21 protein-coding genes and 3 pseudogenes are annotated in these 14243 nt (G+C 64.2%); 1 reads left to right on the plus strand and 23 read right to left on the minus strand.

Annotated elements, in window-relative coordinates:
* Nucleotide 1: 1 nt before the first annotated feature.
* The 6 genes and pseudogenes from IPK09_00560 to IPK09_00585 form a co-directional block, all read right to left on the minus strand.
* Nucleotides 2-346: a hypothetical protein gene (locus IPK09_00560; GenBank protein ID MBK7982107.1), complete on the minus strand. Its 345-nt coding sequence runs from the start codon at nucleotides 344-346 to the stop codon at nucleotides 2-4.
* Nucleotides 347-459: 113 nt separating this feature from the next.
* Nucleotides 460-831 (minus strand): hypothetical protein, encoded by a 372-nt coding sequence (locus IPK09_00565; protein MBK7982108.1) that lies wholly within the window; start codon nucleotides 829-831, stop codon nucleotides 460-462.
* A pseudogene (locus tag IPK09_00570) lies at nucleotides 819-1710 on the minus strand (Mu-like prophage major head subunit gpT family protein). Before IPK09_00570 ends, IPK09_00565 begins: the two are co-directional and overlap by 13 nt.
* Nucleotides 1711-1713: 3 nt before the next feature.
* Nucleotides 1714-2121: a hypothetical protein gene (locus IPK09_00575; GenBank protein ID MBK7982109.1), complete on the minus strand. Its 408-nt coding sequence runs from the start codon at nucleotides 2119-2121 to the stop codon at nucleotides 1714-1716.
* Nucleotides 2122-3105: a hypothetical protein gene (locus tag IPK09_00580; GenBank protein MBK7982110.1), complete on the minus strand. Its 984-nt coding sequence runs from the start codon at nucleotides 3103-3105 to the stop codon at nucleotides 2122-2124.
* 362 nt (nucleotides 3106-3467) lie between these two features.
* Nucleotides 3468-4088: pseudogene (locus tag IPK09_00585) on the minus strand (phage antirepressor N-terminal domain-containing protein).
* Between the two features lie 526 nt (nucleotides 4089-4614).
* On the opposite strand from IPK09_00585, the gene IPK09_00590 reads away from it, so the two are divergent.
* Complete coding sequence (locus IPK09_00590; protein MBK7982111.1) at nucleotides 4615-5073, plus strand: hypothetical protein; 459 nt, start codon at nucleotides 4615-4617, stop codon at nucleotides 5071-5073.
* Between the two features lie 17 nt (nucleotides 5074-5090).
* On the opposite strand, the gene IPK09_00595 is transcribed toward IPK09_00590, so the two are convergent.
* From IPK09_00595 to IPK09_00675, 17 genes and pseudogenes are all read right to left on the minus strand, one after another.
* Nucleotides 5091-5273 carry a hypothetical protein gene (locus tag IPK09_00595; GenBank protein ID MBK7982112.1) on the minus strand — a complete coding sequence of 61 codons (183 nt, stop codon included), beginning with the start codon at nucleotides 5271-5273 and terminating at the stop codon, nucleotides 5091-5093.
* Nucleotides 5261-6182: pseudogene (locus IPK09_00600) on the minus strand (hypothetical protein). The gene IPK09_00595 and the pseudogene IPK09_00600 overlap by 13 nt, the downstream one beginning before the upstream one ends.
* Nucleotides 6182-6454 carry a hypothetical protein gene (locus IPK09_00605; GenBank protein ID MBK7982113.1) on the minus strand — a complete coding sequence of 91 codons (273 nt, stop codon included), beginning with the start codon at nucleotides 6452-6454 and terminating at the stop codon, nucleotides 6182-6184. The pseudogene IPK09_00600 and the gene IPK09_00605 overlap by 1 nt, the downstream one beginning before the upstream one ends.
* Nucleotides 6451-6711, minus strand: coding sequence for a hypothetical protein (locus tag IPK09_00610; GenBank protein MBK7982114.1), 261 nt, complete (start codon nucleotides 6709-6711; stop codon nucleotides 6451-6453). Before IPK09_00610 ends, IPK09_00605 begins: the two co-directional genes overlap by 4 nt.
* Nucleotides 6708-7610: a collagen-like protein gene (locus tag IPK09_00615; GenBank protein ID MBK7982115.1), complete on the minus strand. Its 903-nt coding sequence runs from the start codon at nucleotides 7608-7610 to the stop codon at nucleotides 6708-6710. Before IPK09_00615 ends, IPK09_00610 begins: the two co-directional genes overlap by 4 nt.
* Nucleotides 7607-9436, minus strand: coding sequence for a DUF935 domain-containing protein (locus IPK09_00620; protein MBK7982116.1), 1830 nt, complete (start codon nucleotides 9434-9436; stop codon nucleotides 7607-7609). The genes IPK09_00615 and IPK09_00620 overlap by 4 nt, the downstream gene beginning before the upstream one ends.
* Nucleotides 9437-10723: a terminase gene (locus tag IPK09_00625; GenBank protein MBK7982117.1), complete on the minus strand. Its 1287-nt coding sequence runs from the start codon at nucleotides 10721-10723 to the stop codon at nucleotides 9437-9439.
* A gap of 55 nt (nucleotides 10724-10778) precedes the next feature.
* A complete protein-coding gene (locus IPK09_00630) occupies nucleotides 10779-11024 on the minus strand; it encodes a hypothetical protein (protein ID MBK7982118.1) in 246 nt (81 codons plus the stop codon).
* 14 nt (nucleotides 11025-11038) lie between these two features.
* A complete protein-coding gene (locus tag IPK09_00635) occupies nucleotides 11039-11425 on the minus strand; it encodes a hypothetical protein (protein MBK7982119.1) in 387 nt (128 codons plus the stop codon).
* Complete coding sequence (locus IPK09_00640) at nucleotides 11422-11658, minus strand: hypothetical protein (GenBank protein ID MBK7982120.1); 237 nt, start codon at nucleotides 11656-11658, stop codon at nucleotides 11422-11424. The genes IPK09_00635 and IPK09_00640 overlap by 4 nt, the downstream gene beginning before the upstream one ends.
* On the minus strand, nucleotides 11655-11891 hold the full coding sequence (locus tag IPK09_00645; protein MBK7982121.1) for a QueT transporter family protein: 237 nt from the start codon (nucleotides 11889-11891) through the stop codon (nucleotides 11655-11657). Before IPK09_00645 ends, IPK09_00640 begins: the two co-directional genes overlap by 4 nt.
* Entirely contained in the window at nucleotides 11884-12120 is a 237-nt protein-coding gene (locus tag IPK09_00650; GenBank protein MBK7982122.1) for a hypothetical protein, read from the minus strand. Before IPK09_00650 ends, IPK09_00645 begins: the two co-directional genes overlap by 8 nt.
* 29 nt (nucleotides 12121-12149) lie before the next feature.
* On the minus strand, nucleotides 12150-12845 hold the full coding sequence (locus IPK09_00655) for a hypothetical protein (protein MBK7982123.1): 696 nt from the start codon (nucleotides 12843-12845) through the stop codon (nucleotides 12150-12152).
* A gap of 78 nt (nucleotides 12846-12923) precedes the next feature.
* The gene (locus tag IPK09_00660) at nucleotides 12924-13259 is read right to left on the minus strand and encodes a hypothetical protein (GenBank protein ID MBK7982124.1); all 336 of its coding nucleotides are present in this window, start codon (nucleotides 13257-13259) and stop codon (nucleotides 12924-12926) included.
* Nucleotides 13259-13480, minus strand: coding sequence for a hypothetical protein (locus tag IPK09_00665; protein MBK7982125.1), 222 nt, complete (start codon nucleotides 13478-13480; stop codon nucleotides 13259-13261). Before IPK09_00665 ends, IPK09_00660 begins: the two co-directional genes overlap by 1 nt.
* Complete coding sequence (locus tag IPK09_00670; GenBank protein MBK7982126.1) at nucleotides 13477-13704, minus strand: hypothetical protein; 228 nt, start codon at nucleotides 13702-13704, stop codon at nucleotides 13477-13479. The genes IPK09_00665 and IPK09_00670 overlap by 4 nt, the downstream gene beginning before the upstream one ends.
* Nucleotides 13701-14183, minus strand: coding sequence for a lytic transglycosylase domain-containing protein (locus tag IPK09_00675; GenBank protein MBK7982127.1), 483 nt, complete (start codon nucleotides 14181-14183; stop codon nucleotides 13701-13703). The genes IPK09_00670 and IPK09_00675 overlap by 4 nt, the downstream gene beginning before the upstream one ends.
* Nucleotides 14184-14243 lie beyond the last annotated feature (60 nt).

Raw genomic sequence — 14243 nt, forward strand, 5'->3', positions numbered from 1 at the left:
TTTAAGGGGCCGGCTGAGGCTCGGCCACGATTTCCATCGGCTCGTCGGCGCTGACGCTCAGGCTGACAGCTTCGGCCGCGACCAGATCAATCTCCAGCAAACCGCTGATCTCGCGCACGTCCGGCCCTATCCGGGCGTCGGCCCGCACGCGGATTTGGACATGCCCGAGCGCGCCGGTCGGGACGATATTGGCGCTCATGCCGTCGATGGCGACCTCCAGCGTCACCAGGGCGGGATCGCTCGCCTCCCAAACGGCAACGCCGTCGACGGCGGCGGGGTTGCCCTTGGCGTCCAAGGGTTGCACGGACGCGGGCAGAAAATGAGAAACGGGCAATACAGTACTCATGGAAAATCCTCGGGTTGGGAAATGGAAGGGTGGGACTAACAAGGTCCAGCGCAGCCGGACGGGGGGCGTTGCCTCCCGGCACAGCCAGCGTTGGACCCAAACAAACCAAGCCATCACGGCGCGTTGGCCTCGCCCACCCCCTCTCCCGATCGAGAGGCGGTTACGTCGGCAAGGTCATGGGTTTCACCAGTTTCGCCGGTTACTTCCCCTTCAGTGTCAGGCGCGTTTGGCCGTCCGGGATCGCCGGAGGGATCGCCGGCGCTTGTATTCTTGCCCGATGGCGCGTTCTTGCTCTTTTTGCCGCCCGGCGGTTTCGGTTCCGGATCGGGCAAAAGCTCCACCACCAGCATCGGCTCTTCCTTCAACGTCCGGAGCTGTTCGGCGGTGAAACGGTCGCCCGGATGCTCGGTGGGTGTGGTCGGATGAGCCATGCCCGCCCGCCGGAACCCGTGCCGCTTAGCGGTAATGCGGATTAGTTGAGCCATGGCGTCACCAGCAATTGGGCGGTGTTGCGGTAAATATTGGTGTTGTTGCCGACGATCTCGGCGTTGAGCAGTTGCCGCGCCGTCGCTTCCAGGCTGGGCGGGACAACAAGCAGATTGGGCGTGACGTTGAGGGGTCGCCCACCGTCGCCGGTAAAGCTCATCATGGCCGCGCGCGCGGCGCCGTAGCTGGCGACGTCCAGAGCCTGCTTGCTGGCGTAGGCCAACCGCCAGAGCGCATAGCCGACGTTGAGCCGCGCATCCGCGCCGTAGATGTACTCATCCCGCCAAAAGGCGTTATCGTCCGTATCCTGATTGAGCGCGACGAACCGATAGTCTTGGCGCTTTTGCAGGATGATGGGCTTGACCGCTTTGGATATATCGAACAAATACCACGCGGTCCCCGCTCCGCCGCCAAAGTTGGAAATGCTGGCGGTGGAGCCATCGGCGGCGATCACCGGATGATCGACATCGAAGAAATACTGGCCGTCATAGCAAAGGCCGGTAAACCCGTTTTTTAAGAGATCGAACAGCAACTCGTCGGGATGCGTTTTGGCGTCGATGCCCAGGCTGCGAAAAGACGGGGCGATAGAGGCCGTAGGCGTCATCCTCGATGTCTTCGCGCTTGACGCCGATGGTGTTTTCAAACTTTTTGTTTTTGATCGTCCAATCGCTGGCGGAGAAGTTTTGCACCTGTCGGTCGCCGATCCACTCGCGAAAGCGGGTGGTGCTGCCAAGCCAGCCATAGACTTCTTGCTTGCCGGTCGAGGGGACTTCCATCGCGATCTGGTTCCAGACGCTGGGCGCGGTATCGAAAGCGCCCTGGAAGGTGGCTTTGAAGCCCATGTTCAGAAAGGCTAGGTTTTGCCGGTTGATAATCATTTTTTAAAACTCCACCCAAACGCCTTTGGGTTCTACGTCGCGGATGATTCCCGCGACAGGGCGCGCGCCGCTGTCGTTGGTTTTGGCGACGGTTTGATCATCGACGACGTAGCACGTCGCGCCGATGTCGGCGACTGCGATCAGGTCGGCGGCGCTGCTGTTGGCGAAGCAGTAACAGCCCCGTCGGAACTTCGCGCGGATCGCGCCCGCGGCTCCGCCGGTGTTATCCGCCCGCTCCTCAATCCGGCCGATGGCCTTTAGCGTGGCGGTCGCCGCACCCGGCACAGCCAAGCCGGAGCTGTTGATGCAACCAATACTTCCGGCGTACAGCACCGTATTGGCCGCGACCGGAAATTCAAACTGCACGGCATCGCGCCGCAAGGTGTTGCGATCTTGGGTTAACGCGGCCACTTAGGCAGACTCCTCTGCGCTGGATTTACGGTATTGCTCTGGCGTCAGGCCCAATGCGCGACATATCGCTTGTTCCGCCTCGCCCAGCGCCGCGCCCGTCCCTTCCGGCTTTTTCGTGTCCAGCGCCGATTTCTGGCCTAACAACGGGGACGCTTTGGTGAGAAAGTCCTTGAACGCCTCAATCCCGCCCTCGGTTTTGCACATGGCGGTGTGGTAGTCCTTGGTGGCGGGGCTGATCTTGGAATCCTTCAAGGCTTGCTCGATCAGTTCATTGATCTGGGCGTCGCGCCGCTCGGTTTCGATGGCCGAAAGCTTCTGTTCGGCGTTGCTGGCGCGCGCCAGCGCGGCGTCGTAGTCGGCGCGCGGGATAAACTTATCCAGCGGCGGCGTTTCGGCGCGGTTGCGCGCGGTGGCGAGGTCGGTTCGCAGCGCTTGGATGGCGGTCACCACGGCGGTTTCGTCGGTGGTGGTGGCCGGCAAGCCGAGCGCCGCCAGAATTGCGGGCGATAGCGACACGGAGGGTTCCTCCCGGTTGAGGGCGGTCAAGGTGAGGTTGGGGGTGTTGGTGAGGCCGGCCGAGGTGAGCGCGACGATGCGGCGGGACTGCTTGTCGAACAGGAACACCGGCGAGAGAAACCGGTATTGCCGGGCCGCGATCTGCGCGGCGGCTTTTTCGGTCCAGTCGGCGTGGCCCCAAATCGCGCCGCCCCGGTTCTCCACGCGGTCGATCCAGCCGGCGGCGGGCGCGTCAAGACCGTTGGGGGCGCGGTGTTCGGTGGCGTGTTCCCAGTCGATGACCAGCGGGACGTGGCGCTCGTCGAAGGTCGCGACGATGGCGTCCGGCGCGTCGTTGACCCAGGCGCGGCCGTCCGCGCCGGTCACGTCCGGGCCGGCGGGGATCAGCTCGATCCACTCGGACGCGGCTCCGTCGAGGGCGACGCAGCGGGCGCGGGCAGATGCGGGCGAGGGGGTTTTGAAGGCCATTGCCGGAGCATGACCGCGAGGCGTGGCGGACCGCTATTCAGCGGCTTGAAAAACGGAAAAGCGCCGTCCTTGGCGCGGGGTGGGGATCAGCGGAGCGTGAAGGTCAGGCCGCGATTCGGGTAGCTCATCACGTCGCGGGCGACGTTCGAGAGGATCAGGTGTTGCAGCTCCATGATGTGCCGCATCGCCAGATATTCGACGCGCGCCCCTTCCACGTCGTTGCCGTCGTCGGTCAGCCGGTTCAGGAGCGCGGGCAAGGGGCGGGCTTCCGCGTTCACTAGGTCTTGCCAGGTCAGAAAGCCGATGCGCTCGTGCGGGGCGGTTTGCCAGAACGAGGCGGGGAAAGCGTAGGGGCCGCGTTCGGCTTTCAAAAGCTCGCCTTCCAGCGGCAAGCGGGCGACCAGGGACAGCACCTCGCCAAAGCACTCGGCCGGCACCTCTTTGTAGCTCACGCCGAACTTGCTTTTGATGGCGCTCCAACAGGTGATCGCCGCCTTGGCCTGATGGCGGTGCGCCAAAATATCGACGCGGGACTTGATGAGGGCTTTCACGGCGTCTTGCTGCTCGACGGTCAGGCCGCCGGGCAACGCCTTGCGGGTCTTGTCGGGGCGGAAGCGGAGGTTATGGGCCGCGCCTTCGGTCCAGTACTTCCACAATACGTCATCGCACTCGTTTTGATAGGCGACGACCGTTTCGCGGATTTCCGGCTTGACCTTGTTGGGGTGGATCGTCATCAGCCAGCCGGGGAGCTTGCGGAGCGGGAGGCAGGTAGCGGCCTGCTCGCCGCCATCGGAAGGTATCACCATTTCGGTGATACCCCAGCGTTTGATATTGGTTTGGAGTTTCCGGTGCTGGGTTTGCCAAGCCAACCCCATTCCTTCAACGATAGGCTTCATGGGGGTGAAGGGCTGGCCTTCGTGGTTGACGACGAACAGGGTAGCGCCACGGAAGGGAACGGGAATCAGAGTGCTGCTAGAGATCATGATGGTTCCTTATGCTTCAGAGAGAACCGCCGTCAAATTGAGTGGCGGGGGACTCACTCTCGGCGCACAAGGAGCCGGGGCAGGTATTCAATATATTCCCTGCTCCTCATCCCCCATAGAGGGGTGAGACGCAATACACCCGTTGCGGGCATAAAAAAACCACGACTGACGGGCGCGGGGCTGGGGCCGCTTGTGCTTAAGAGAGGACTCCAGATTACGCCCGCGTCCGTGCGGGGTCAAGCGGCGCGCTGCCGGAGGTGTATAATGACCGAAGGGCTGGCTAGGGAACCGGACCCGAACGGCGGGCTTTCCGAGACGCCCGCCCGCCGCCCGATCTCTTCGTCTCGTCTCGCTCGGAGACTTCCCGCATGGCTGAACCTCGAAAGCCAGACCAAACGAAACATGTACCCGATCACAGACCGCCTCCAGGAACCGACAGGAGTTCAAATCGTCCGCTGCACGAAAACTTCGAGCCCAAGCCCATTCCCCAAAGGCCCCAGCCAAAACCGCCGGAGCGAGATCGATAATGAATTACACCCGCGATAATCTTCTGTTTCTAGGGCGAATGAATGTCCACTACCACGAAAGCATGGAACTCGTGTACGGCCGCTTTTTAAACTGGACCTCGTTTGCGTCACTGCTGTTGTCCAGCGCCGCCTTTGCGGCGGTCGGGTCCATGATGCCGGAGACTTGGAAGCCCTATCGCGATACCCTGATCGCCTTGCTGGCGCTGGGGGTGACGGCGTTGAACGCGGCGGTGCTGGCGTTTGGCATGTATGGGAAATTCATTACCCATACGGATTTGAAAAAAGATTGGATCGCGTTTCTTGGGGCGCTGGAAATCGCCACGGATGATCGGTTGCCGGAAATCGAGCGCCAGTTCAACACGCTGAACGCGCGTGAACCGGCTCCCAACCGTCGCTTGCTGGACCGCGCCCACGACAAAACCCGCGAGGCGCTGGGCTGGGTGCAGCCAACGGCTTGACCCTGGCCCGGCAGGGGTCAAGCGGTCTGGCGCAACCGCGAGGCGACCTGTTCAGCCACGGCTTTTTGATTCCGCTTCAGCCAGTCGATTTCGGATGGTGTCAGCATCCTCGGCGCGGAGGAGGTATCGCGCTTCAGACTCGGTAAGACCGTCAAAGCCGAACCCGAATCGTTCGCGCCACCAGTTTTCAAGGTTTCCATGCTTCGCTCGGAGGTTTGCGCATGAGGGTTTCGGGATTGATCGATTGAGTTTGTCGCCATCGCTGTTCCTTCTCCGCCAGCAGCTTTTGCAAATGCGCCAGCCGCCCTTCGCCGGGATTGTAATCCCACCCCGGATCGATGCCGCGCGGAACGTCCATCACCGCGCCGGTGCGGGGGTTGGTCCATCGGACGGTCTCCAGCGACGGGGCCTTGGTGGTGACCGGCACGGTGGCGTCGGTGCGGCGGCCGGTCGGCAAGCCGGTCCTGGGGCCGAGTTCCTGAGCGGCGGCGTTCGGGGGGACGGGGATGCCGGTTTCGATCAGCCGGTCGCGCTCGCGCTGGCTGACTTGTCGGATGCGACATTTACACCCCCAGCCGTTCGGCGCGAAGTGCGTTTTCCACCAAGGGTCGTCGACCGGCAGCAGCGTGCCGTGCCAGCTCAAGTGTTCCGGGCGATGCTCGCGGCTGGGGCCGACCGTGTAGAGCAAATACGGGTGGCTGTCCTGGGTGCGCTGGATGCGCGCCCATTGCCCGGCCGCGCGGGCAGTGCGCAGGTTGGTGTCGTAGATCACCCGCAGCCGGCGCGGGCTACCGAGCTGTACCTGCTTGATTTCGCCCGGTGAGCGGGTCGGTCAGCTCTTTGACTCCCCACCAGCCTTTTTCTTGCAGCACCGGCGCGAGGCGTTTTTGAAAGTCGTGAAACGTCAGCCCCTCGGCCAGCGCTCGATCCACTTCCGCGCGCACGTCGGCGAGCAGGTCGAGGTGCAGCATCTTGGCCACGGTAAAGGCCACCGCGTGCTCCTCGCGCCAAACGTCGGCCCAGTCGAAACTCGGCTTCAGGCCCTTAGCCCTGAACCAGTCCAGCGCGTCCCTGGGCGGTGGGCCGGGGGTGTAGGGTCCGGCCACCATCAGCCCCGATAGAGTTTCCAGATGTCATCGAACGTGTTGCCCGACAGTTTTTGATTGATGCCGGTGAGAATGTTGTAGAGCGTTTCGCCGCTTGCGGCCGCCATCCCGCCGACTTCAGACTCGATCTGTGCGAAGGTGCCACCTGAGGCCATCGAATCGATGGCGGCTTTCAGGTTTACTGCCCGGTTCTTCGCCGTCACCAGCGTCTCCATTAATTCGGCGATCATCTGGCCGTAAGCGGTGGTTTCGTTGTAGGCGATACGCGTGCTCAATTTTTGAGTCCCGTGGTGATGAGGAGAGCTTGGGTCGGATCGGTTTCGGCCAGCTTTTTCAGCCGGCGCGCGCGCCTCGCCTCGCCGGACGGCGTCTCGAACGAGGCTGTCGGGGGCGGGCCTGCCGCCACCTGCGCGCGGACGGTTTCGATGGCGGCGGCCACGCTAGCCTCGTCGGCGGGGTCGTAGCTCCCCGGCGCGAGCGCGTATGTCACGCCGTCCGAGCGATATAGATGCGTGTCCAGGCGCTCGATCATGGCTGCCTCGACACTGACCATAGCGCGACGGGCATCGCGAACGGCAGCCCGTTTAGGACGTTCACGCGGTACAACGAGTCCATCGCGAGGGCCAGCTTACCGCTTACGAACGAGTTGGACACCACGACGCCCGCATCCGCGACCAGGGGCGTGATCGCCGCCCCGTAGGCGGCGCTGAACAGCGCGTTGTAGCCAGGCCATGTCGAGAGGATAAAAACACCCGTGCCGGCGGACGAACTCCGCGCGGCGAAATACCCAACCGCGTTGGGGGCGATGGTCTGCGCCTCCGACCACGCGAGATAGTCCCCCGAACGACGGAGGTAGCGAGCGTCGCCGCGCGCTTCGTTGTAATACTGCGAGTGATCGTCGTCGCCGAGACCCTGTTGCGAGCCGTGGTCGGTCGTGCCGGCGGGACCGGTCAGGTGGGGGCTATATAACGATCCGTTGATGATGATTTGATCGGCGGAGGCCCCCGATCCGAAAACCACATTGGGCGTTTGTCCAGCCGGCCCCGTCAAATGAGGCCCAGTCACTACCCCGTCAACCGTCAATTGATCCGCCGTGGCTTGCGTGGTGCCGAAGGCAACCACGGGTGAATGCCCGTTCTGCCCCGGATCGCCTTTCAACCCTTGGATGCCTTGATCGCCTTTGGGGCCGACATTCCCCGGATCGCCTTTCAACCCTTGGATGCCTTGATCGCCTTTCGGGCCGACATCCCCCGGATCGCCTTTCAACCCTTGGATGCCTTGATCGCCTTTCGGGCCTGGCGACCCACCGCCACCGCCACCTGCGGGCGACACCTTAGCCAATCGCTGGTCCATCCTTTGCAACAATCGCCGCCAAAGTCTTGGCAATCGTCGTTTTAGCCAAAGCAAAATCAGCGCATCGGATGCGTTCATTGGAGTAACGCGCGCAACGCCTGCTCTGTCAGCGCCCGCTCTGAATCCGTAGCGTTTGGCACGTTGACCGTCACTTGCGGTGCTGGCTGCTCCGGCACGTTGATCGTCACTTGCGGGGCTGTGACCGTAATGTTGGGCGCGGGCTGTTCCGGCACGTTGACCGTGATATTGACGGGCGGAAGTTGGGGCGGCTCTTGGCGATTTTGAGCGGCTGCCGTCCCCGATTTTTCGCCATCCCCCAGCCCGCGCGCTTTAAAGAGCGCCTCGGCGAGCGATTCCACCAGCCTTTTGGCATCCATTTCGCCGAGCAGCGCGGGCAAGCCGGCCAGGAAATCCTCGAACGAGGCGGCGCGCTCGGCCAGTTGGCGAACGGCTCCGACCGAGGGATCGAGCAAAGGCTCCCAGCCGTCCAGCGCCTCCGCCGCCAGCGCGTCGATGTCGTCGGCTGGAACGGGTCCGGCGCGGTTGGCCGCGCGGTCGGCCCCTCGGGGTGGGACCGGAGCGACCGGCGGCGGTTCGGCCGGGGAAGCCGGCGCGGGTTTGCCCAGCAGCTTGGCGGCCGCCGCGGGGTCGGGCAGGCCCCATTTGTCCCGGATGACCGACTGCTCCACTTCCAAGCCCAGCGGCACCAGCTCCTTGAGCATGGTGACCAAGCCGCCCAAGTCTTCCTGATCGGGGGCTAGCAGCCTGACGGCCGGATAGCGCGGCTGCGGGCCGTGGTTGAGATCGACAAACGGCCGCACCAGTTGCTCGTTGATCGCGTCGGCCAGCTCTTCGGCGTCGGATTCCAGGATGTCGCGGCGCACCTCGCTGGAATAGTGCTCGCCGCCGAGCTTGCCGGGCGTGCTGTCGGCGGCGTCGGAGCGGCCGAGCACCGCTTTACTGATCAGCTTGTCCAGCCGTTCGGCCAGCTTTTCGAACAGATCGGCCCCGCCCGCGCCCGATCCCGCCTGCTGGAAATCGATGCGCATCGATTCGGGCAGCACGGCCGCGGCGTCGGAACCGAGCCCGGCCACGGCGGCCATCAAGGTGGCGATGGACGCCTGGGCTTCGGCGCTGGGGTCGGTCAACAGCCGGTCCGGGTAGCGGCCGAGCCGCAAGGGCATCCCGAACACTTCGGCGAAAGCCAGCCAGTCTTCCAGCGTGAAGGTCGCGCACATGTAGCTGGCCGCCGCCAGCCGGGCCAGCCCATTGCGGATCGGAAGCCCCATTTTCAGGGACGGTTCGAAGACGACGAACCGCCACGGCGGCAGCGGCAGGCCCTCGAAGAGCGCGCTGTCATCGATCAGCCGCAGCTCGCGGCCGGTGGTCCGATCGTAGGTGAAATAACGCGGGTCGCGCCACGCATAGGCCCGCTCCAGGCGCGAGCGGTCGCGCGGAGCCCACGGCGCGCGGTCTGTGTCCCAGCGAATTTCGACAGCGGAATAACCCTTGCCCAGCGCGTCCAGCATCCCGCCGAGCAACCGGCCAAAGGCGGGCGTTTTGACCAGATGGGCCTCCACGGCGTCGCGCAACTCGACGTCGCGCGGGTCGTCGCTGGCGGCTTCGACCATGCGCTGGAGGCCGAGCACCGCCCGCTTGCGGGTGCCGAGCACGCCCGCGTAATGCGGGCTGCGCTCCTCCATTTCCTCCGCCAGCGTCAGGTAGGCGCTGGCGTCGCCCGCGTCGGCCGAACGCAAGATGCCGGCCAGGCGCGCGGGCGTGAGCCCCGGCGCGATGGCGTCGGCGAGGCGTCGGCGCACCCCGGTCAAGCTGACGGCGGCGATTTCGCGGGTCAGGTCTTTTTTGCTGATCGGTCGGCCGTCCGGGCCGAGGATGGCGGGCATTTAAAGGCTCCCTCGCCGGAACCCGTGCCGGCTGAAGGCCAAGGCATCGCGGTAAAGCGCGCCATCTTGCGCGCGGCCACGTCGCGGAACGGCGCGGTAGTCAAAGGCTTCGGCGGTGCCGTGACCGGCGTATAAACCCAGAAAACACGCCCACGCGCGATCCGCGTGGCCGTCGCTATCGGTTTCCGCAACGAAGCGGGGCGCGCCGGTGGCGGTGGTCAGCTTTTTGAGTTTGTGCAGGTCGTCGCGAACAGATTTGTTGGACGGAATGCGGACGCGGCGTTGCTCGAAGCGCTCCTTAGCGACCGTCGCCATCTCCAGCTTGCTGGCGAGAGTGAACTGGACGCCTTCCACCCGATAATGGCCGTGCTGCGCCTTGGCGTCCTCGACCGGCTTTTCACCCATGCCGGTCTGATCCATACAGCATTTCACCACCCGATACCGCCGGAAAACATCGGCGAGCAAAGCGTCTTGCTCGGCGAACGGAATGCGCTGCTTTTCGATCACCTCCCGCGTCCACAGCACATCGCCGACCGCCTCCAAAACCCAAATCACAAAAAGGTCGCGCCGGGTGCCAATGTCCACGCCGACGAAGCACGATCCGTTTTGATACGCTGACGGATCGCCGGCATCAGCGGTTTCGCAAAAGCAGATCAGCTCGTAGGACAGCCAGGCGCTCGCCTCGTCAAGCCATTGCAGCTCGTATTCTTGCGCCCAAGCGTCGCTATCGTGGAGCCCGGCTTTTAGCTCTTCGATGTTGCGCGGCAGTCCGGCGCCGACCGCTTGGTAGATGTCAACCACATGCCGCGACCACACGCCAGCCAATTCTGGAGCGGTCATCAGCTCGTGAAACTTGTTTCCCTTGCCGTTGGGCGTACTGACTACCCGCAGTTTTAGATCCGGCCGCGAGGTTACCGGAAACAGAGCCTTCCAAATATCCCGGCTGTCCTGATGAAAGGCGAATTCGTCCAACAGACAGTTGGCGGTGAAGCCGCGCGCGGTGAAGGGATTGGCCGGGAGGGCGGTGATTTTTGAACCGCCGGGAAGAATGGTATCCAAGGCCAGATAATCAGGAGCCCAATCGCATCCGTGCTCTTCAGCTTCGTAGTAGATTTGCAAGCCTTCGAGGTGGCGTTGGATTCCGACTTCCATCGCTTCCCTGGCTTGGCGCTCGCCGCGCGAGAGAATGACCCAGCGCTGTTTGTTTCCCATCGCTTCCGAGTCCACGCAACCGAACACAATTTCGAGTGTAGAAGTAAAGGTTTTCCCGCACTGGCGGGCGAACATGCCGATCTTGTAGCGGCTATCATCGCGCAACCAACGGTCTTGATAGGGCAGCAGTCTACTCATCGATAAATCCGAACACCGCTTGCTTGGCCCGTTTCACGGCGTCTTTGCCGGTAGGCATCTTGGGCTTCACCACGAGGATCGACCGCAACTGCGGCGCGCAATAGCGCGCGAGCTGAATCCAGAGCGCGGCCTTGGTGGCCGCTGGCGTGCCGCGCGCTTTCGCCAGTCTGGCCATTTCCAAAAATGGGTCGATGCCCTCCATCGCCAGAAGGCGCGCCACGGTAGTTTTGCTGTCCAATCGCGTGGCTCAATTCAGGCCCGTCCGCTGACCGGATCTTCGCGCCGGGCTTTGCGCGCGTCCACGATCCGCTCGATTTTCTCGATGGCCTCGCACAGCGGTGCCAGCGCCGTATCCAGATCTTGCTGCGTGACGTAGCTCATCGCTTTTTGTTGGATCGCAACGAACGCCAGTTGCAGCTCGCGCAACCGGTCGAACTCTTTTTCCTCGTGCTCCATGTGCCGTTCGAGCAGCTCGGTCCAGGTTTTTTGCCAGTCCTTGCGTTCTGTTTCCTGCTTTGTCGCGCGCTCTTCGAGCTGTTCGTCTAACTTTTGGATCTGCCGCCACAAAAAGCCGGCGACGGCGATGTTGATGGTCAGAATAGTGCCGAGCAACCACGCCAGTTCGATTTGGACGGTCATGGCGCAACTCCAACCAACAACGCCCGCAGTTCGGCGCTTTCCTGCGCCCGCAGGCGCTCGCGCACCGCCAGCCGGACGTAGGCGTCATCCGACAGGCAGTGCAACTCGTCGGCGGACACGGTCGGCAGCGCGGGCTTTTCGGGGATCAAGCCGTCCGGGATCGGCCGGTATTCGATCCGGGGCGCGGCGCAGCCGGCCAGCGCGAGAAGCGTCAGGGCGAGGGCGCGCGTCATTCCGGTCGCTCGAAGTCGGTGCGCCGGCCGGGCCGCACGGGCGGTTGGTCGGCGTAGCGTTTTTGGGTTTCGCGCAACTGGCGCAGGGCGGTCTCCACCAGTTGTTTCTCGGCGTCCTGACGGGCGTCGCGCTCGCGCCGGTCCCGCCGTTCGAGCCAGAGCGTTTTCGCGCCGAGCCAGGCGACAAGCCCCGCGATCAAAGTCGCCGCGCCGCCGATGATCCAGTCAAGCATCGGGAGGGCCCTTTCTGGTTTCGATCCACTCCCGCCCGAGCCAGATGGCCAGCAGCGCCCCGGTCACGGCGGCGTACTCGGTGGCGCTCATCGCGTTCTGAAACGGACCAAAGCCGAGCAGCGGGCCGAAGTTGTCGAGTGTGAACTTGGCGCTCACCGCCAGCCACGACAGCCCGACGAAGGCGAGCGTCCGGCTCTCCCGCCCGCGCGCGTCGCGGGGGCGCAGCAGCGACCCCCACCAAAGCCGGCGGCGCTCGATCATGCCGACTCCTCCAGCGCCGCGACCGGCGCGGTTTTTGCGATGCGCCTGGTGCGCTCGCGGGTGGCGAACTGGGCCAGCAGCGGCTTTCGGCTCGCGTAATCGAGGCCGGCCGCGATCAGCGATCCATCCATCGCCCGCACCTTTGCCAGCAGCTCCAGGTCGTCGTTGGAGAGCGCCGATTCGTCCAAGCTCTCAAACTTTCCTGACACGGCGAAATTGCACAGCCGGTTTTCGTTTGTGTAGTGGCGCTCTTTGGTTTCCTTGCCCTCGTCCGCCCGACGCTCCCGCAAGGCTTCGGTCATGGGGAACATCGCGGCGCGCTTGAAGCCGATCAGGTCTTTGCGGGGAGGGTTGCCGTAGTGGTCGCGGTAGTAGAGGTAAGCGTCAACGATGCGGCACTGCACTTCTTCGGCCTTCGCGCCGCCGATAAAAGGCGCGGCCACCAGCGCTGACCGCTCGTCTAAAAACAGCAGTTCGTTGCTCCTGCCAGTCGAATCTATCCAGTCGCTAACTACAGGTGCTGTAGTTAGTCTTCCCCGTGTCGCCAGCCCCTTTATGGCTTTCAGTACCCTGAAATGCGGTCTCTCGAACATCTCGGACAGCTTCAGCGAGGAGACCATCGGCCTGTTGCGATGGATTTCGATCACGTTGGCGATGGCGGCGGCGGCGTGTGCTACAGTGCGTTTAGTCAAGGCAATTGCTCCCGTCGGTTGCCGTGGTCAGGGTCCGTGCCGGTGTCGCGACCGGAGCGGCTCCTAAATTGATCGCGCTCACGGGGAAACCCTCACGTTCGGCGGCGCGCCGGTGCTCGGGCGCTCCCAGATCACCTCGTTGGACGGCGCGCTTTCCACGCTCCCGCTCAGCGCCTTGACCGCGCATTTCGCGGAACCGGCCACCGTCGCCGCGATATGCGCTTCGGCCGCGCGGGCGGAGCCTTCCACAGCGTAGGTCTGGCATCCGGCCGGATGGCAGCAGGACAGCTCGAAGCCGCTCGCATCCAGGCCGCCGGCCTTGTCCCACTCCCACCCGAACGCGGCGTCGGTGGCGGTGGCCGCGAAAGCCGCGGGCGCGGCCGTCATCCCACAAAACAAAAGTGCTTTCAGCATCAAAGCAATCCTGAATCAAGGCAGCCGTACAGCTCCAGCTCCAGTTCGTGGAGCCGGACCGGGCCGAAGTTGAGGTAGCCGGCGATGTCGAGTTGCACCTCGTTGAGCCGGGGGTTGGCGTAAATCGCGCCCGGCGGCGCGGCCCACGGAGCCATGGCGGCGCGGGCGTCTTGCCGGGCTAGGTCGTTGAGCCGGCGCAGCCAAGCCACGAACGGGGTCATCGCTTCACCACTTGCCGGTAGCGGCGAAACAGGGCGTGAGCGTCTTTTGCCACGCTCGTGAAGGCCGCGTGCGCGCCGCGCGGCGCGTCCGGGCCGAAGGCTTTGGCGGCGGCGACATCGAGCACGGCGGCGCTCAAATAGAGCGGGTGGTCCGGCGCGAGGCCGTCCGCCCCGGCGCGGGCGCGCATTTTGCGGGCGAGCTTGGTTTCCTTGGCGTCGCTCATCGCAGCCCTCCGGCGGCGCGGATTTTGTCGATGTAGGGCTGGTTGGCCCAAATCCCGGTCGAGGTTTTGCGCGGGCTGCCGGCGTTAAACGCGGCGGCCACGCCTTCCCAGCCGTGCCGGTCGTGGTGCTGGCGGGCGAGTTTGGCGAGGTAGCGGCAGCCGTATTCGAGGTTGGTATTGGGGTCGCACAGTTCGGTGAGAAACACGCCGTCGAAACCGGCGTCGCGGGCGGTCGCCCCCATGATCTGCATCAGGCCGAAGGAGCAGGCCCGCAGCCGAGATTCGGTTTGCTCGCTGCACGGGGCGCGGGCGCGGACGGGCTTGGGTGCGACGTAGCGCTCCCAGAACGCGGGCTCGTAGCGCACCGCCCACGGGTTGCCGCCGCTTTCCACCCGGACGATGGCGCGCGCCAGGTCGATGGGCAGGGCGTGCCGCTGGGCGGCTTGAATGAGGCGTTCGGCGTGGTCTTCGAGGGACATGGCGGCTCCGGGTTGATGTCCCGGAGCATGACCGCACGAGGCGGCGGGCCGCTATTCAGC

Source organism: Candidatus Competibacteraceae bacterium, assembly GCA_016713505.1.
GTDB lineage: Bacteria > Pseudomonadota > Gammaproteobacteria > Competibacterales > Competibacteraceae > Competibacter_A.